Genomic DNA, 17,942 nt, shown 5'->3' with positions numbered 1-17,942 from the left:
TTTCCTTGCACTGCTTAGAGCAGATCTAATAATTCATTAAATTGATCAATAATATAATCGGGATTCAATCGGTCAACGGGTTCACCATAGTTATACCCATATGTTAATGCGATTGTCTGCACATCTGCATTTTGTCCCGCCAGAATATCGTTACGCGAGTCACCGACCATCACGGTTTGTTGTTTTGTAGCTTGTAATTTCTCACGGGCAAAATCAACTTGCATTGGATCAGGTTTATTTTTACTAAGGCTATCGCCCCCCAATAGCAAATCAAAGTAATCCAATATCGCAAAGTGACTCAGTAAAGGTGGTAAAAATTTTTCTCCTTTATTGGTGATCAAAGCGATTTGATAGCCACGACTTTTTAAGTCGCATAAGGTTTGCGCAACCCCATCGTATAATCCAGAAGCGCTATTTATAAACTGCGCATAATACTTTTCAAATAAACTGACTGCATGGTCAAAAAAAGCGCTATCAATATCATTTTTACCGACATGAATTAATGCGCGTTCAACCATTTTAGGAATACCATTGCCCACCCAGTTTCTAATATCTTGATCATGGCAATGGGGAAGCTGTAAATCATCCATCATTGCATTAAGTGCTAAACGCAAATCAGGCACGCTATTGACCAGCGTGCCATCTAAATCAAAACAGATGAGTTTAATATTCGCTATTTTTGCCATGGCGTCTACCCTTGAACAGCTGCTAATTCTGCACGCATCTGATCAATCACAGCTTTATAATCAGGTTCATTAAAAATGGCCGAGCCTGCAACAAACATATCTGCCCCCGCTTCAGCAATCTCTTTGATGTTATCAACTTTCACTCCCCCATCAACCTGTAAGCGAATATCTCGACCACTGGCTGTAATTAACGCACGCACTTGACGTAACTTTTCTAAGGTATGAGGAATAAAGGATTGCCCACCAAATCCGGGATTAACAGACATTAATAAAATAACATCTAACTTATCCATGACATGGGTTAACACCTCTAAAGAGGTTGCCGGATTTAAAACTAATCCCGCTTTACAACCATGATCTTTAATTAATTGTAGAGAGCGATCCACATGGTCGGAGGCTTCTGGATGAAAAGTAATAATGGATGCCCCCGCTTTAGCAAACTCAACAATCATCGTATCGACAGGTTTGACCATTAAATGGACATCAATCGGCGCAGTGATGCCATAGTCACGCAGTGCTTTACAGACCATCGGCCCAATCGTTAGGTTGGGTACATAATGGTTATCCATTACATCAAAATGTACTACATCGGCACCATCGTTAAGCACTTTTTCAACGTCTTCACCTAAACGGGCAAAATCAGCAGAAAGGATTGAAGGGGCAATTAAATAGTCGGTCATGGTCAGCTTCCAGTGTTAAATTGAGCGCTTATTCTACCGAAGCAAAGCGCAACAGACCATTTTTTATTGCATCTATTGTGAGGTTTTACAACCTGCAAACAGAGCAAAAAGCTCACCAACAGGCAGACGTGTTGATGACTTACTGCTGATGGTTCGCGCCACTTGCACCTTATCGCATATCGCATCACGATAAAGCTCTTGTGTTAACGTTGTATCGTGGTTACTCAGCAAGACGCTGCACTTCGATTCTCTGGCTAACTTAGCTAAATTTGCTTGATCATCTAAATTAAAGCCATCACTTGCATAACAGGTAAATGATGCACTTTTACTCAATGGCACATAGGGTGGATCGCAGTAGAGCACATCATCATCGCGTAAATACTGGAATAGCTTGTGATATGGCTTACAGGTAAAGGTCGCTTTTTTTGCTTTTTTAGCAAAAAAAAGGATCTCTTTTTCAGGGAAATAGGGCTTTTTATAACGCCCAAAGGGGACATTAAAACCACCACTTTGATTATAACGACAAAGCCCATTATAACCATGGCGATTCATATAAAGAAAAAGTAATGAACGCTGATAACTATCACTACTACAATTGAACTCATTGCGCAGTTGATAATAAACAGTTTCATTATTAAATTTATCTTGAAAATAATGTTTCGCATCAATCACAAACTGCTTCGGTTTGCGCTTAATAATTTTATACATCTCAATTAAATCAGGGTTAATATCATTGAGTAGGTATTCATCAAAGTCACTATTTAAAAACACTGAACCAGCACCAACAAAGGGCTCAATTAATCTCCGCCCCTTCGGTAAACGTTGATTAATTTGTTCAGTAAGAGTGTATTTACCACCTGCCCATTTCAGGAATGCTCTATTTTTTTTAATCATTATTTTGTTGTAAATCCTGATGAACTAACCTGTATTTTTTGATCCATCCATCCATTTTAGCTAGTGAACCCGGCAACTTTTTAGCGCCTTGCTGGGCTAATTTGCGCGTCGCATAATCGCCAAAAATTACCATATAACGGGGTTTATTATTATGTTTGGTTTGATATACAAAAACATTCTTTTGCGGTAAATTATGCACACGAATAAATCGTTGCAATGAATCCTTAGAGTCCATCGCCAATAGTTGTAGGGTATAGTGGTCAGGATTGATTGCTAATAACTTTTCCCTTGCTGTAAAAATAGGATCGGCACTGTTCTTACGTACACTTTCTTGGACTTCCTTGACCAGCACTTCAACCTGAGTTAGCCCCTCTGCATCGGAGACTTTATCAAAGCTAGCGTCAGGCTCTTCTATCACCTCTATTTTCTCATCTTCTATTAGCACCGCTAAAGGCGTTGTTTGCAGAGCACCACTAGGTGATTCAAATTGCTCTTTTAACTCAGTTTCAGAAGGAGAAACTTGCATTTCAAGCTCAACAATAGCGAGCTCACTACCGCCTATGCTATTAGCGATTTCCTGTTCAGAAATAACAACACGCGTAACACTATCATCACTGATACCAACCATTAATTTATTCTCAGCAATCTGATCATGGTGTTGATCTTTCCAGTTTCCTGCCAATGCTTCACCTGCAAATGTAGGCTCACCCTGAGAAATTTGACTATCCGCCACTAAATTAGTCGCTGCAATCTCTTCTATAGCAAATGGTTGTGGCACTAAAAGCGTCTCAGTTACTTGTTCGCTTTGTGGTTCCTCAAAAAACTTATCCTTAAGCTGAATTGCAATGACAATCACAATCAATAATAGCAAACACATAAATAAAAATGCCGGTAGACGGGCTCGAAATTTAGAGACTTCGGTATTTTCTAATTTACCTGCAATAATTTCTTCTGCTAATACGATTATTTTTTTAGGGTTACCCGCACAACCATTCAATTTTTGACTAAGCGCATCTTGATGCTGAACCTCTGATTGATAGCCATTTTGACTAAACATATGGTCTAAAAGTGCGCTTGTTTCTTCACCATTTAACGGCTCAATTTTAAATTCCAAGCAAGTGCAATTAGGATCGTGCTTCGGCATTGAGTCGCTAATATATGCAAGTTGCTTGTTGATAATTTCATCATTACCTAGCAACAAAACGTTAATTTCACTCTCACTCACCTGCGTTTTTAAGGTCATTAACTGGGCTAATTCTGAGAGTAACTGATTGGATAAATAGTCGCTGTTGTCGATGATAATAACCTGAGGAATATCGACATTAAATTTTTCTTGCAACTGCACAAAAGTGGTGAATAAAGTGTCATTTGCATCAAATAAGGGATGTTCGAATAACTGGGTTATAATTTGTTGACGAATCTGCTCATCTGGCACTGTCTCATTAAGGTTAATAAACGCTTCTTGAACATTAGAAGGCAATTGATTGGAAAGTTGCTCCATCAATGCCGTTTTACCCGAGCCATTTCTTCCTGCAATAAAAATAAGTGAAGAGGAGAGATAAATGAGATGCTGCAGCCGATCGATCAACTGCAACTGGGATGGAAGCGCTATTAACACTCTTTCAACCATATGAATTACTGTTCAATAACGCGACGCAATGTTGCTTCGCTAACATTATCAAATAATTCACAATGACCAATTGCGGTCGGCAAAACTAAACGTAACTTGCCATTTAATACTTTCTTATCTAATTGCATATGCTCCGCATATTGGTCGTAGCCCATATCCTGAGGTGATACAACGGGCAAATCGAAGCGTTCAATTAAAGCCATTATTTTTTCTACTTGTGGTTGCTTAAGAAGCGATAAATGTAACGACGTTTGCGCTGCTAACACCATACCGACAGCGACAGCTTCACCGTGTAGCCAATTACCATAACCCTGTTCAGCTTCAATCGCATGCCCAAAGGTGTGCCCCAAATTCAGCAACGCACGAATACCACTCTCTTTTTCATCTAATGAAACAACTTCAGCTTTAATCTCGCAACAACGTTTTATCATGTAAGTTATTGCCGATGCTTGTAGAGACTTTATCTTATCAACGTTATTCTCTAACCAAGTAAAAAAGCCATTATCATAAATAATACCGTATTTAATCACTTCAGCCATTCCAGCGGCAAATTCGCGGGCTGGTAATGTTTTAAGACAATTAATATCAATTATAACGGCCTGAGGCTGGTAAAAAGCACCAATCATATTCTTACCGAGTGCATGATTAACCGCCGTTTTCCCACCGACTGAAGAGTCTACTTGAGAAAGTAATGTCGTCGGCACCTGTATAAACGCAATTCCTCGTTGATAACAGGCCGCAGCAAAGCCTGCCATATCGCCAATAACACCGCCACCTAACGCTACGATGGTCGTATCTCGTGCATGTTTTTTTGCTAGCAATGCCGCTAAAATAGTCTCAAATGTCGCTAGCGTTTTATATTTTTCACCATCCGGTAAAATAACCTCATCAACTTTATATTCACATAAGGTCTCTTTACATGCTTGCAAATAGAGGGGGGCAACAACATCATTAGTAACAATCATGACATTTTTACCGGCGATCGCACCGCTAAAAAGCGCAGCTTGACTAAGTAACTCTTCACCAATTGAAATGGGATAGCTACGGTCACCTAACTCAACGATTAATTTATCCATTAAAAATCCAATAATACCGCAATTTGACTTGCCACAACTTTAGCACTTTGATCATCCGTCTCAATAGTGTAATCAGCAATTTCATCGTATAAAGCGTTACGCTTTTCCGCTAACTCCTCAAGTACTGCACGAGGGTCGCCAGACTGCAATAGTGGACGACGTTTATCTTTTAGGGTTCGAGCCAGTTGTTTATTAACGCTGGTCTTTAAATAGACAACGATACCTCGAGCAGATAAATGAGTTCGGTTCTCAGGGTCAATAACAGCCCCCCCTCCCGTCGCTAAAACAATGCCATGTTTTTGTGTTAATTGGTCAATCATGTCGTGCTCACGAGTACGGAAACCTTGTTCGCCTTCAACATCAAAAACCCATGCGATATCCGCACCAGTCTTTTTCTCTATCTCAGCATCTGAGTCATGAAAATTAAGGTGGAGCATTTGTGCTAAATGGCGACCAATCGTGCTTTTACCTGCACCCATTGGACCGATTAAGAAAATATTACGTTGTTCAGCCATGTTAAATTATTACTCAAGTGATTAATTACAGGAAAACCTTTATAAATAAATGTGCGCTACATTATCGCAATTGTTAATAACTTATTGCAAGCCCAGAAACAAATAAGCCTGAATATTATTCAGGCTTATCGCTATTACGCTATTGAATTGTGCAAACTAGTACTTCGTTTGCATCACAATGCGCGGGGTTACAAAGATTAATAACTCTGATTTGGCATTCTCTTCAACGGTTGTTCTAAATAAATAACCTAAGTAAGGAATATCCCCTAATACCGGTACTTTAGATACAGAATTAGTTATACGTTGTTGATAAATACCACCCAGAACCAGTGTTTCACCATTTTCAACGAGTACCTGCGTACCAATTTCTTGCGTATTAATCGAAACAGCTTGACCTAACCCTGTTGGAATAACTTCACCCTTCGAGTCTTGCGTAATAACCAAGTCTAAAATAACTTTATCATCGGGTGTAATTTGCGGCGTTACCTGCAAGCTCAATACCGCTTTTTTAAAGCTGACCGAAGTTGCACCTGAAGAAGCCGATTCAGTATAGGGGATCTCCGTACCCTGTTCGATATAAGCTGTTTGTTGATTTGCCGTTGTAATACGCGGGCTAGCTATGATTTCAGCCTTGTTCTCTTTCTCCAATGCTGATAATTCTAAATCCAATATCTCACCATTTGCCAATTTAGCAACTTGGAAAGCAATTGTACCTGCAGCACCAGCGACGGGTAAATTAACATTTAGTCGATCTTCAATGCTTGGCACCGTACCATTATTGGCATCTGTTACACCCTCGATGGTACCCGATGTTCCAGTATCACCACCTACACCTGTAACACCCCAGCGAATACCCAGCTCTTCACCAACACTTTCATTTACGGTAACCATACGTGCTTCAATCACAACTTGACGCACAGGGATATCGAGAATTTCAACCATCTCTTTAACGGCATCAATAACAGCAGCAGTATCTTTTAATAACAAGGTATTCGTTCTAACATCGGTACTAACTGAACCGCGTTCAGATAATAAGCTCGTAGTACCCGTTGATAACAAAGTCGCAATATCTGATGCTTTAGCATAATTAATTTGAATGAACTCACTGTAAAGTGGTGCCAACTCTGCAACCTCTTTTTCAGTTTGTAATTGTTCACGCTCTTTTGCTGCCAATTCTGCCGCAGGTGCAATCATTAATACATTGCCATCCATGCGTTTACCAAGCCCTTTTACTTTAAGGATAATATCCAGAGCTTGCTCCCATGGCACATCATCTAAACGCAAGGTAATATTGCCACTCACAGAGTCGGTAATAACCAAATTGAAAGCATTAAAATCAGCGATTAATTGCAATACAGTACGGACAGGAATATCTTGGAAATTTAACGAAATAGCTTTCCCTTGATAAACACTGGTTTTTTGATCCTTCGGTTTTTCTGATACTTCAATCATAAACAAGGTATCAAGTTGATCATAACGGTAGTTATATTCATCGCTTATATTGAAGACAAAACGAGCTTTACCATCTTCTTTAAAGGTTTCAACTTTTTCAACAACCGTTGCAAAGTCAAAAACATCCATGATGTATAAAAAGTCATCGGGGATAAATGTACTTTGAAACTCTGCAATTAACTGTTGATCACGACGGCGAATATCAACAGCAACACTTGAGTTATCTAAGTAAACAAGCAGTTTTCCCTGACCTTCTGAGCCACGTTTAAAGTCAATCGATTTGACACTATTAACATAGCCTTTAGGTGGCGGAGTTTGTGTGCTAGGTGCCTTATCATTGTTTAACGCAGCAGCGACAGACATTGTTTCGTTACCATCCTGCTTTAACGCAGCTGCCAATGCAACTTCCGTTGGATCGACCTCCGCCGCTTCCGGGGTAATTTCACCGAAACGTACAAAAAGTAGTTTATCTTCACGCACAATTCGATATGGCATCAATGTTTTCAAAGCAAGGGTTATACGCAAACCATCCGAAGTACGCTCAGTTTCTACAGTCTCTACACCATTTGCATTAATAGTCATCGGGTTGAGTTCTAATACTGAACTAGCATTATCAAGGTCTATAACCAGTTTATTGGGGCGATAATGAAGCTTATCACTGTATTCGCCGACCGCTTCACTAAATTCAAATGTTAATTCAGACTTACTATCCACGAGTGGATTAACATTTAATTTGAGAAGCTGTGATTCGGCTAACACCGCTGATGAAAACATTACCCCCAGTACGTACAAATAACTTACCAGTTGCTTTAGCTTTATAATTTTCATGAAGTTTATTCCATCCCTGCTTTAATATTATTCAGACTTTAGCGTTATTTGAGTTATACGCTCTTGCCAACATCCATCTTTATCTGAAGCCAATTCCAGTATTTCTACCATCTCTTTTGTTATTTTTAATATTTTCCCGTGATTTAAACCAATATAATTACCTGGTTTTACCCTATATAATTCGCCACTAGAAATCTGTATAAGCGCCCACAGCTCATCATCAAACAACAATGTACCGCGCATATAAATATTATCAAGAGAATACATCTCAAGAGGCTGTTTTTTACGCTCAAAGTTTGGCTGAGGACAACTTTTAGGTGCATCTTGTACAGGTGCAACCACTTCTGGTTTTGGCTCAGAAAAAGGGTTACGCCCTTCATTTTGAGTAAAAGGTACTGCATCAATTTTTTCTAACGCAGGCACTTTATCATTAATAGGGTAAATTTGTGCTTTAGTCTTGACCACAAAATCATTTAAATCTTCAACATTTGCTTCGACACAACCGAATAAAGCAACGGGGATTAATAAAACGATCAACAATCTCATTTTTTAACCTCCTTATAACGGTAGGTTTTGGCAACAACGGTTAGCATTAGTAACTCATCACCCTTCTCCTTTGCTAATTTCGCGTCATCCAAAATAACAATACGTGGTAATGCTGCGATGTCGGCGGCAAAATTACCTATTGCCTTATAACTTCCAACAACCCGTATACTAATAGGCACCTCTACTGAGAGCTCTTCATCCTTAACGACCCCCCAATTAATACTTCTAAACTGCAAGCCATTATTAGACCCAATGAAAGTAATATCATCGAGTAGACTGGCTATTTCAGGGTACTGGGTAGTTTTTGTAATAATCCCTCAAAAATCACTTTAATCTCTTTCATTTGCTCACGATACGCTTCCAAGTTAGCAGATAATGCGGCCTTGGTTTTAAATTGATCTTTAAGTGTGATCTCTTCTTGTTTGACTCTTTCAAGCTGCTCTAACTGTGGAGTAATGACATAGTAAAAAAAGGCACCACTAAGCAGGACACAAACAATCCCAATAAATACCGCTCGATAAAGAGCAGGCCAACTACCGACATTTTCAAGCTCTAATTCATTTAAATTCATTTTTGCTCCCCTTTCGTTTCAGGAACGACACTAAATTTCATTACGAATTTGCTCAGTTTTATCGGTTTAGTAGGACCTGCAACAATTGAGCTCAGGTAGGAGTCCCCAAGCCAGCCAGAACTATCAATATTACGCATCATTTTAGCAAGACGATTATTTGATTCACTCATCCCAATAACATCAACTTGCTCATTAACAAAATTAACACGATCAAGATAGATACCGCCAGGAACGACATCCACCAGCATATTTAATAACTGAATCGTGTAATTACGTTTTTTCTCTAACTCTTTTATTAGATTTATACGACGCTCAAGCTCTGCTTTTTCTGCCTTTATTTTGCGGACTTCAGCAATGCGGCGATCTAAAATAAGCGTTTCATTTTGTAGAAAAGTGTTGCGCTGCTGTTGGGCTGATATCAATGTATCAACATACATTTTTCCGCTATAAGAAATTCCTAACACAACAATAGCAAAAAGCACTAACACACCAAAAAAATCTTTTTTCTTTTTCTTTTTATATTCTGCACGCCATGGCAGCAGGTTAATATTTGACATTATTGCACCCCCCTTAAAGCTAGCCCTAACGCTGTCATATATTTAACACCAACGTCTCTAAGCAAAGCTTTATCTGCGGCGTTTTTATATTCAAAACCAAGGAAAGGATCTGCCACTTCAACATTTAACTCAAGCTGCTCAGCAAGTTGCGTCACTAACTCAGGCAGTAACTGACAACCTCCCGTTAATATCACTTTTTCTAATTGAATATTATTGGGGGCATTGGTAAACATACGCAAATCATAACGTAAATGATTGATAGTCATGTTAATAAAAGGGGCGACAATATCGAGTTCACAGTCCGCATTCCATTCATGGCTAACTTTTATTTTTTCAGCTTCTTCAAATTTATAACCATAATGTTCCATCATCATTTGTGTGCAAATGGCCCCACCGTGATTTTTAGAACGAGAGAACACCATTCGGCCTTTATGCATTATATTAAGCGTCATCTGTGCTGCACCGATATCAACAATAGCAATTCCTTTGTCATGATCATCACGAGAAAATAAAAGCTCACAGGCACGAGCTAGAGCATGGCTGGCCACATCGACAACTTTTACAGTTAAATGAGCCGCTTCAACACAATCAACTTGAGATAAAACCGTTTCTTTACGAGCGGCACTTAATAAAACATCATTAAATTCGCTATTATCGACATTTTCCGATAACACCTCAAAATCTAAAAAGACTTCATCAATAGGAAAGGGAATACTATTTTCAGCTTCAAGCTCTACCTGAGTTTCTAACTCGAGTTCGTTCATGTTCGCATTCATCGTAACCACTTTTGTAATTACATCAGTACCCGTGACAGCAATCGCTGCATTTTTATATGAACTGGGGAAGTTTTTACGCAGTTGATCAATAATTTGCGTAATTTTAGTTAAATCTTCAAAGCGATTATCAACAATTAACCCTTTAGCAAGCGGCGCTTCTGCGACAGCATCAACTTGAAATGTCCCCCCCACTTTAGACAACGCAATCGCTTTGATGGAGTTGGATCCAAAATCGATGCCTATTAGTGCATTTGACTTTACCCTTTTCATTGCTTCAAACATAACATCCTTGCCATATTATTTGATTATACATATTTGATATCTACCATTGCCCATAATATATCTAAAATCAGCAAGTTCAATAATGTAAAGTGATATTTACGCTGTAACTCGCACAATATCACTATATACTGTGCAACTAATCCCAAAAAACTAACTAATATGAAAACATTTTGTAACATTTTCAAGGTAAATAAAAATGAATAGATGGGTTAAACGACTTCTCTGGCTTATTATTTTTAGCATCCTAGCTGCTATTGGTACGATTACGACCATTTATTATATGGTTAAAGCAGATTTACCTGATGTCGCTACCATTCAAGATATTCAATTACAAGTTCCGATGAAAGTGTTTAGCATTGATGGTGAGCTGCTTTCTCAATTTGGTGAAAAGCGCCGCATCCCACTGACCCGTGATGAAGTACCAGCGCAATTAATTAATGCATTTCTCGCCACTGAAGATAATCGCTATTATCAACATTTTGGCATTGATCCGATCGGAATATTAAGAGCAGCCATCGTTTATGCTACAAGTGGTTCAGCAAAACAAGGCGCTAGCACAATCACTCAACAAGTAGCACGAAATTTCTTTTTGACACGAGAAAAAACCTTTATCCGTAAAATTAAAGAAATTTTTATTGCAATCCAAATTGAACAAATATTAACTAAAGACGAAATTTTAATGCTCTACCTCAATAAAATTTCATTAGGTCACCGTTCCTATGGTGTGGGTGCAGCAGCACAAGTCTATTACGGAAAAAACGTCGCAGAGTTAACATTACCGGAAATGGCGGTGTTAGCAGGATTACCCAAAGCACCATCGCGTTTAAATCCCATTTATTCACCAGAAAATGCCCGCCAACGCCGTAATATCGTATTAAAACGGATGTTAGAAGAATCATATATCACTCAATTCGAATATAATGAAGCAGTCAATAGCCCAATAACCGGAAAGCTTCACGGCGCTGAAATCACCTTATCGGCACATTACGTGGCCGAGATGGCGCACAATAAACTTATCGAGATGTATGGTGCAGAGCAGAGTTACAACAATGGCTTAAATGTTTACACGACAATCGATAAAACATCCCAAGAAGCGGCAAATAACGCCTTGATAAATAACCTGCTCGATTACGATAAACGCCACGGTTACCGCGGTGCGGTGAATGTCCTATGGGACGCCACAGCAACACCTTGGCCGCATGAAAAAATTATAGCAAAACTAAAATCAGAGCCTGACTTTAGCGGTTTGCAACCCGCCGTTGTTATTGAAGTAGGCGATAATGATGTAAAAGTCTTAAGCAAAGACAAAGGTGCGGAAACATCATCTATAAATTGGCATGGATTAAAATGGGCGAGGCGTTATATCAGCGATACCGCGCAAGGAAAGGCACCACAAAAAGCATCGGATATCGTTGCCGTTGGTGAACAGATTTGGGTCCGTCAAAGCGCGCAAGGCTTAGAGCTAGCACAATACCCTGATGCAAGTGCAGCCTTTGTGTCACTTAACCCAATGAATGGGGCAATTACCTCATTAGTGGGTGGTTTTAGTTTTGTGCAGAGTAAATTTAATCGTGCAACACAAGCAAAACGTCAGGTCGGTTCGAATATTAAACCATTTATATATTCAGCAGCCTTAGATAATGGTTATACATTAGCTACTCTGGTTAACGATGCGCCGATTAATCAATGGACAGGTAGCAGCGCATGGCGCCCAAGAAACTCCCCCGAAGTCTATGAGGGTCCAATTCGTTTACGTCGTGCGTTAGGTCAATCTAAAAATGTGGTCTCTGTACGTTTAGTTGAAGACCTCGGCTTACCAACAATCATCAATCAACTCGAAAAATTTGGCTTTAACGGTGAAGAACTACCCCGAAACCTAACGCTAGCATTAGGTTCTGCATCAATTAGCCCATTAGAGCTAGCCACTGGCTATGCGATTATCGCTAATGGTGGATATAAGGTTGATCCCTATATTATTGAACGGATAGAAGATGGTTACGGTAATGTCTTATATCAAGCCGCACCACATACAGTCTGCCAAGAGTGTAACGAACTATATGAAAAACAACGCTCTCCAGAGTATCTAACTAAAGTACTCGCAGAAAAGGGAGATATCAGCAAAACCTGCGAAATTGCCTATATCAGTGAGGCGCAAATAGCCCCTTCCGTGATTAGTGAAGAGACTGCTTTTTTAACTCGCGAATTATTGAATAGCGCGGTTTTTGGGGGGGGTAGTTGGCAGCATAAAACTGGTTGGAATGGCACAGGATGGCGCGCAGCCCAAGCTTTACAACGTCGAGATATCGGTGGAAAAACTGGGACAACAAATGATTCTAAAGATGCTTGGTTTTCCGGGTTCGTTGGTAAAACAGTGGCAACCTCTTGGGTTGGGTTTGATAATTTCAGTCGCGACCTAGGTAAAGCATCCTATAATAACAATTTAGATAAAGAACAGATTTATGGAGGGGAATTTGGTGCAAGAACAGCACTTCCCGCATGGATTGAATTCATGCAGGAGACGGCATCATCAACCCCGGTATTTACAGCACCGATTCCTAAGGGTATATCAACGGCACGTATTGACCTTAGTAGCGGTTTATTATCCTATGCAACGGATTACACTACACGCTTTGAATATTTCAAAAATGGAACCGTTCCGAAAAATTATGTCGATAAGTCGCGTAATAGTGAAGAGGAACTATTTAAACAGGGCGGCACAAAAGGCACTGCAACATCGAAACATGAAGAGCTTTTTTAACTGAGTATTTGGGCTTGCTGCAATAATTCAGGATACAGTTGCAAAAACTGCTCAGCAAAAATGTCATAGTGATTGAGCAGTGTATCCCCCGTTGATGCTAAAGGTGCCATCCTTTTCCCCCGACGGGCAATGCGCTGCAAACTAAAAATGATGTTATCGATATCGGCATAATGCTCTAACCACCTTCCTTGCCACATTGCCTCAGATGTGCTTAAAAATCGTTCGGGTAACGAATAATTCTCCTGCTGCATTTCTATTGCGATTTGCCTTTCAGCCTGCTGACAAAAATCCATTAAAGCACTTTGATGGTAAACAGGCCAATTTTTTGCCAAACAATGATCCCAAAACATATCCAAGGTGATTGGCGCGAAACGACGCAACTCAGTTGGAAAATATTGTTTTAATGACTTAACGATTGCGTGCTGATCCGTGAAACTATCAACAAAGCGATGTAAACGAATGCCTTGTACAACCGGAACGCTATATTTACCCTCTGGTGAACCTTTTACAAAATCCCCTAAAAAATTGCCCAGTAAACTGCTGTTCGTATGGTCAGCTATATGTAAATGGGCAAGATAATTCATCGTTAGACCTTTTCAACTATGATTTATACCAGTCTAACAAAATAAAAATAAAAGCTCCCACTTGGGAGCTCAAATAGATAAAACAGACACGCCAACTTGATTTTCTTACTAACTGGCTCTTTTTAATTGCACCTCATCATTTTCAAATCTAATAGGATATATTTTTAATGCGTGTACTGGTGACTCTAAACATTCACCAGTCTGAAGGTTAAATCGTTGTTTATAGAGGGGAGAAGCAACATAAACAATATCTTCTGTTGAGCCAATAATACCCCGAGAGATAACATTTGCCTGACCAAATGGGTCAAAGTTAGCTAACGCATAAAGGGCGTTATTACGTTTATCGAAAAAGATAGCGACTTGCTCATCATTAAACTGCGCACAAATACCCGCATTGGCAGTTAAATCCTCTTTTTTACAAATGGTTGTCCATTGATTATGTAATTGTGTTTGCATGATACCTTGCTCCTATTGTGTTAGTTCGACAATGTTAATCTCTTCTGCCTGTGCACGCGGTGCAGGGAAACGTTGTGCGCGCTCCTTGATATATGAAAGTCGATTATCAACATCACTACTATTAACGAAATGTTTGAAACGTTTCACTTTTTCAGCATCTTCAATGGTCGTTTTCCACTCACACTGATAGTTCTTGATGTTATTAGCCATTTCAGTTTCAAGCTCATCGGCAATATTAAGCTTGTCATTAATAATCACCTCCTTAAGATAATCTATCCCCCCCTCCATATTTTCTAACCACACCGAGGTACGTTGTAGACAATCTGCCGTACGAATATAAAACATTAAGAAACGGTCTGTATATCGCTGTAATTCATCTTCACTGAGATCGGAGGCCAGCAGGTCTGCATGACGTGGACGCATCCCACCATTACCACAAACATACATATTCCAACCTTTATCCGTTGCGATAATGCCGACGTCTTTGCTTTGTGCTTCGGCACATTCACGGGTACAGCCAGAGACACCAAACTTAATTTTATGAGGGGAACGCACGCCTTTGTAGCGATTTTCTAATTTAATCGCGAAGCCAACACTATCGCCCACGCCAAAACGACACCAAGTACTGCCAATACAAGATTTAACGGTACGCAATGACTTACCGTAAGCGTGCCCAGTTTCAAATCCAGCATCGATCAGCTTTCTCCAGATAAGAGGTAATTCATGTAATTGCGCACCAAATAGGTCGATTCGTTGCCCGCCCGTTAATTTGGTATAAAGATCGAACTCTTTCGCGACTTCACCAAGCACAATTAATTTTTCGGGGGTGATTTCACCACCGGCCACACGAGGCACAACGGAATAAGTCCCATCTTTTTGCATATTACCAAGATAAATATCATTGGTATCTTGCAACTCAATTAACTCATCTTTGAGAACATAATCATTCCAATAGGAGGCCAAAATAGATCCCACGGCAGGTTTACAGACCTCGCAACCGAGCCCTTTTCCACAGGTTTCCAGTACCTGATCAAAGGTTTTGATTTTCTTAATGCGAATAATATCCACCAGCTCTTGGCGTGAATAAGCAAAATGTTCACAAATATCATTTTTAACTTCAAAACCTAACAGCGCCAGCTCTGAATCCAACACCTGTTTAGCGAGTGCTGAACAGCCTCCACATCCCGTAGAGGCTTTGGTTGACTCTTTCAATGCCGACATAGAGGTGCATCCTGCAGCCACCGCCTCTTTAATGGAAGCTTTAGTGACATCAAAACAGGAGCAGATAACGGCACTATCGGGTAATGCATCAACACCTAAACCTGCGGACTGACCTTCGCCTGCACTTGGTAAAATCAATACCGCTGGATTCTCAGGTAAATCCATATTATTAAGCTTTAACTGCAATAATGAACCATAGGCATCAACATCACCGACTAATACCGCACCAACAATTTTTTTACCATCGGCAGAAACAATTAAGCGCTTATAGATCTGCTCAATTTCATCATTGTAAGTGTATGACTGAGCGCCGACCGTTTTACCGTGTACTTCACCAATACTTGCCACATCCACGCCCAGTAATTTTAGCTTGGTACTCATATCTGCACCGTTAAACTGTTGTTCGCTATCTCCTTTTATATGTGCTGCCGCCACTTTGGCCATCTGGTAACCCGGTGCAACCAAGCCAAAAATAAAATTATTCCACAGTGCACATTCACCAATGGCGTAAACATCTTGCACACTAGTTTGGCAATTATTATCAATCACAATGCCGCCACGCTCACCAATTTCAAGACCGGCTGAACGCGCCAATTCATCCTGAGGGCGAATACCTGCCGAGAATATAATAGTATCTGTCTCTAAAAAGCTACCATCAGCAAAGTTCATGCGATAACGGCAGGTATCACCAGCGACAATCTCCGTTGTCGCTTTTTCGGTGTGTACTTGCACCCCTAAATCTTCTATCTTGCGACGCAATAAAGCTCCGCCACCTTCATCTAGTTGCACGGCCATTAAGCGTGGCGCAAATTCCACAATATGAGTTTCTAATCCCAAATTCACCAAGGCATTACCCGCTTCAAGACCCAATAATCCACCGCCAACCACCACGCCTACTTTACTACTTTTACCTGAACGTAAAATCGCTTCTAAATCATCGATGGTACGATACACGTGGCAATGTTCTTGGTCATTACCAGGAATAGGAGGAACAAAGGGATATGAGCCTGTCGCGACCACTAACTTGTCATAACCTTCAACCCGACCGCTTGCTGTAATGACCTCTTTATTGGCGAAATCTAACTCAACGACTTTATCATTAAGAACAAAGTTAATGCCGTTTTCATGATAATAATTAGCGTCAGTTAACGCTAAGTCAGCGGCACTTTTACCCGAAAAAAAATAACTGAGTTGCACGCGATCGTAAGCTAGCCGCGACTCTTCAGAAAAAGTGATCACTTCATAGTCTGCGCTCGCGTCAGTGATAATTGAATCAATAAATTTGTGGCCAACCATTCCGTTTCCTACCACTACAATTTTTGCTTTACTCATAATCGTCATTTCCTTTGTCTTGTTCTTTATTAAGCTGATAATTGATTTATTACGCTATCGATACTGCTTTGCTGACCAACCCACTGCAACTGTTCTGCAAGAGCGACAACTTTGCCAACCACAATAAGTGCAGGGGATTGAATTTGATGCAGACTAACTAAGCTTGCTAATTGATCTAAGGTGCTGGTAATAACACGCTGCTCAGGGCAGCAACCATTTTCTATAAAGGCAACAGGTGTACTGCTCGGCATCCCCGCTTTTAATAGTTCACATTCAATAAGAGCAGCCTTACTTAAGCCCATATAAAAAACTAATGTATGCTGTAAGCCTGTTAGAGCAGACCATTGTACTGCCAACTCTTTTTCCGCATGCGCTGTGATAAAAGTACACCCTTGAGCAAGCCCACGATGAGTAAGCGGAATGCCGGCATAACTGCTACAACCTGCAGCAGCGGTAATACCAGGTACGAGGTCAACGGCTATATCCATTGCTTTCAATTGCAACATCTCTTCACCGCCACGACCAAAAACAAAGGCATCTCCTCCCTTCAAACGACAAATATTCAAACCTTGCTGTGCTTTATCGATTAGCAGTTGATTAATTTGTATTTGTGTAAAACTGTGCTGACCTTTCTTTTTTCCCACATATAATTTTTCTGTCGCAGATGGAAAAAGCGCCCGTATTTGATCGCTAACGAGATTGTCATATACAATCACATCAGCCCTTTCAATTACTCGCAATGCTTTGATGGTCAGTAAATCAGGATCACCAGGACCTGCACCCACTAATGAAACGGTGCCCCACTGCGCTTTCTGAGTAAGTTTAAGCGAGCTAACTCTTTTACTTGGTGACAATGGAATAACATCATTACTATCATTTAAACTGCTCATCACCGCCCCTTGTTATTTAACAAATAATTAACATCCATTTATTCATTAACAGCAAGCTAAGTGCCAACCTAAAAAAAAAACCTAAAAAAACAAACAAAGATATATTATTCAATTAATTACATAACTAACAAAAGTTTTAAAATTGCTCAACACATCCCTTTAACTGAGACAATGTTCAATCATGGTGTTTTTAAAATGGAGGCTGCAC

17 protein-coding genes are annotated in these 17,942 nt (G+C 40.1%); 1 reads left to right on the top strand and 16 read right to left on the bottom strand.

What is annotated here, in order from left to right:
* Positions 1-14: 14 nt before the first annotated feature.
* The 12 genes from AB2N10_RS13955 to pilM all read right to left on the bottom strand — a co-directional run bounded on the left by AB2N10_RS13955 (position 15) and on the right by pilM (position 10,493).
* Complete coding sequence (locus AB2N10_RS13955; protein ID WP_354622963.1) at positions 15-686, bottom strand: phosphoglycolate phosphatase; 672 nt, start codon at positions 684-686, stop codon at positions 15-17.
* A 5-nt stretch (positions 687-691) separates the two neighbouring features.
* Positions 692-1,366 carry a ribulose-phosphate 3-epimerase gene (gene rpe / locus AB2N10_RS13950; RefSeq protein ID WP_354622962.1) on the bottom strand — a complete coding sequence of 225 codons (675 nt, stop codon included), beginning with the start codon at positions 1,364-1,366 and terminating at the stop codon, positions 692-694.
* A gap of 72 nt (positions 1,367-1,438) precedes the next feature.
* A complete protein-coding gene (locus AB2N10_RS13945; RefSeq protein WP_354622961.1) occupies positions 1,439-2,260 on the bottom strand; it encodes a Dam family site-specific DNA-(adenine-N6)-methyltransferase in 822 nt (273 codons plus the stop codon).
* Positions 2,253-3,878 carry an AAA family ATPase gene (locus tag AB2N10_RS13940; protein ID WP_369433982.1) on the bottom strand — a complete coding sequence of 542 codons (1,626 nt, stop codon included), beginning with the start codon at positions 3,876-3,878 and terminating at the stop codon, positions 2,253-2,255. Before AB2N10_RS13940 ends, AB2N10_RS13945 begins: the two co-directional genes overlap by 8 nt.
* 17 nt (positions 3,879-3,895) lie before the next feature.
* Positions 3,896-4,966 carry a 3-dehydroquinate synthase gene (aroB, locus tag AB2N10_RS13935; protein ID WP_369433981.1) on the bottom strand — a complete coding sequence of 357 codons (1,071 nt, stop codon included), beginning with the start codon at positions 4,964-4,966 and terminating at the stop codon, positions 3,896-3,898.
* On the bottom strand, positions 4,966-5,481 hold the full coding sequence (gene aroK / locus AB2N10_RS13930; RefSeq protein WP_354622959.1) for a shikimate kinase AroK: 516 nt from the start codon (positions 5,479-5,481) through the stop codon (positions 4,966-4,968). The genes aroB and aroK overlap by 1 nt, the downstream gene beginning before the upstream one ends.
* Positions 5,482-5,637: 156 nt before the next feature.
* A complete protein-coding gene (locus AB2N10_RS13925; RefSeq protein ID WP_354622958.1) occupies positions 5,638-7,761 on the bottom strand; it encodes a type IV pilus secretin PilQ family protein in 2,124 nt (707 codons plus the stop codon).
* A 27-nt stretch (positions 7,762-7,788) separates the two neighbouring features.
* Entirely contained in the window at positions 7,789-8,307 is a 519-nt protein-coding gene (locus AB2N10_RS13920) for a pilus assembly protein PilP (protein ID WP_354622957.1), read from the bottom strand.
* Positions 8,304-8,543, bottom strand: coding sequence for a type 4a pilus biogenesis protein PilO (locus AB2N10_RS13915; RefSeq protein ID WP_369433980.1), 240 nt, complete (start codon positions 8,541-8,543; stop codon positions 8,304-8,306). Before AB2N10_RS13915 ends, AB2N10_RS13920 begins: the two co-directional genes overlap by 4 nt.
* A gap of 44 nt (positions 8,544-8,587) precedes the next feature.
* Positions 8,588-8,878: a type 4a pilus biogenesis protein PilO gene (locus tag AB2N10_RS13910; protein WP_369433979.1), complete on the bottom strand. Its 291-nt coding sequence runs from the start codon at positions 8,876-8,878 to the stop codon at positions 8,588-8,590.
* Entirely contained in the window at positions 8,875-9,435 is a 561-nt protein-coding gene (locus AB2N10_RS13905) for a PilN domain-containing protein (protein WP_354622955.1), read from the bottom strand. Before AB2N10_RS13905 ends, AB2N10_RS13910 begins: the two co-directional genes overlap by 4 nt.
* Entirely contained in the window at positions 9,435-10,493 is a 1,059-nt protein-coding gene (gene pilM, locus AB2N10_RS13900; protein ID WP_369433978.1) for a type IV pilus assembly protein PilM, read from the bottom strand. The genes AB2N10_RS13905 and pilM overlap by 1 nt, the downstream gene beginning before the upstream one ends.
* 196 nt (positions 10,494-10,689) lie before the next feature.
* On the opposite strand from pilM, the gene AB2N10_RS13895 reads away from it, so the two are divergent.
* Positions 10,690-13,251 carry a PBP1A family penicillin-binding protein gene (locus AB2N10_RS13895; protein ID WP_354622953.1) on the top strand — a complete coding sequence of 854 codons (2,562 nt, stop codon included), beginning with the start codon at positions 10,690-10,692 and terminating at the stop codon, positions 13,249-13,251.
* On the opposite strand, the gene AB2N10_RS13890 is transcribed toward AB2N10_RS13895, so the two are convergent.
* The 4 genes from AB2N10_RS13890 to cobA all read right to left on the bottom strand — a co-directional run bounded on the left by AB2N10_RS13890 (position 13,248) and on the right by cobA (position 17,734).
* A complete protein-coding gene (locus AB2N10_RS13890; protein ID WP_354622952.1) occupies positions 13,248-13,835 on the bottom strand; it encodes an ACP phosphodiesterase in 588 nt (195 codons plus the stop codon). The genes AB2N10_RS13895 and AB2N10_RS13890 overlap by 4 nt on opposite strands.
* A gap of 108 nt (positions 13,836-13,943) precedes the next feature.
* Positions 13,944-14,291, bottom strand: coding sequence for a nitrite reductase small subunit NirD (nirD, locus tag AB2N10_RS13885; protein ID WP_354622951.1), 348 nt, complete (start codon positions 14,289-14,291; stop codon positions 13,944-13,946).
* A gap of 12 nt (positions 14,292-14,303) precedes the next feature.
* Positions 14,304-16,844: a nitrite reductase large subunit NirB gene (nirB, locus tag AB2N10_RS13880; protein WP_369433977.1), complete on the bottom strand. Its 2,541-nt coding sequence runs from the start codon at positions 16,842-16,844 to the stop codon at positions 14,304-14,306.
* A gap of 29 nt (positions 16,845-16,873) precedes the next feature.
* Positions 16,874-17,734, bottom strand: a complete 861-nt coding sequence (gene cobA, locus AB2N10_RS13875; RefSeq protein WP_369433976.1) for a uroporphyrinogen-III C-methyltransferase — start codon at positions 17,732-17,734, stop codon at positions 16,874-16,876.
* Between the last annotated feature and the right edge of the window lie 208 nt (positions 17,735-17,942).

The sequence above is a fragment of the Psychromonas sp. MME1 genome (assembly GCF_041080865.1).
Taxonomy (GTDB): domain Bacteria; phylum Pseudomonadota; class Gammaproteobacteria; order Enterobacterales; family Psychromonadaceae; genus Psychromonas.
The sequence above is the reverse complement of the archived record's forward strand: the minus strand, read 5'-3'. Positions and strand labels throughout refer to the sequence as shown.

What these genes read in the sequence shown, in the direction of transcription:
- AB2N10_RS13955 (WP_354622963.1), bottom strand. Translation starts at nt 686, where the DNA reads ATGGCAAAAATAGCGAATATTAAACTCATCTGTTTTGATTTAGATGGC.
- AB2N10_RS13895 (WP_354622953.1), top strand. Translation starts at nt 10,690, where the DNA reads ATGAATAGATGGGTTAAACGACTTCTCTGGCTTATTATTTTTAGCATC.
- AB2N10_RS13905 (WP_354622955.1), bottom strand. Translation starts at nt 9,435, where the DNA reads ATGTCAAATATTAACCTGCTGCCATGGCGTGCAGAATATAAAAAGAAA.
- pilM (WP_369433978.1), bottom strand. Translation starts at nt 10,493, where the DNA reads ATGTTTGAAGCAATGAAAAGGGTAAAGTCAAATGCACTAATAGGCATC.
- aroB (WP_369433981.1), bottom strand. Translation starts at nt 4,966, where the DNA reads ATGGATAAATTAATCGTTGAGTTAGGTGACCGTAGCTATCCCATTTCA.
- AB2N10_RS13910 (WP_369433979.1), bottom strand. Translation starts at nt 8,878, where the DNA reads ATGAATTTAAATGAATTAGAGCTTGAAAATGTCGGTAGTTGGCCTGCT.
- AB2N10_RS13925 (WP_354622958.1), bottom strand. Translation starts at nt 7,761, where the DNA reads ATGAAAATTATAAAGCTAAAGCAACTGGTAAGTTATTTGTACGTACTG.
- rpe (WP_354622962.1), bottom strand. Translation starts at nt 1,366, where the DNA reads ATGACCGACTATTTAATTGCCCCTTCAATCCTTTCTGCTGATTTTGCC.
- AB2N10_RS13945 (WP_354622961.1), bottom strand. Translation starts at nt 2,260, where the DNA reads ATGATTAAAAAAAATAGAGCATTCCTGAAATGGGCAGGTGGTAAATAC.
- aroK (WP_354622959.1), bottom strand. Translation starts at nt 5,481, where the DNA reads ATGGCTGAACAACGTAATATTTTCTTAATCGGTCCAATGGGTGCAGGT.
- nirD (WP_354622951.1), bottom strand. Translation starts at nt 14,291, where the DNA reads ATGCAAACACAATTACATAATCAATGGACAACCATTTGTAAAAAAGAG.
- cobA (WP_369433976.1), bottom strand. Translation starts at nt 17,734, where the DNA reads ATGAGCAGTTTAAATGATAGTAATGATGTTATTCCATTGTCACCAAGT.
- AB2N10_RS13920 (WP_354622957.1), bottom strand. Translation starts at nt 8,307, where the DNA reads ATGAGATTGTTGATCGTTTTATTAATCCCCGTTGCTTTATTCGGTTGT.
- nirB (WP_369433977.1), bottom strand. Translation starts at nt 16,844, where the DNA reads ATGAGTAAAGCAAAAATTGTAGTGGTAGGAAACGGAATGGTTGGCCAC.
- AB2N10_RS13890 (WP_354622952.1), bottom strand. Translation starts at nt 13,835, where the DNA reads ATGAATTATCTTGCCCATTTACATATAGCTGACCATACGAACAGCAGT.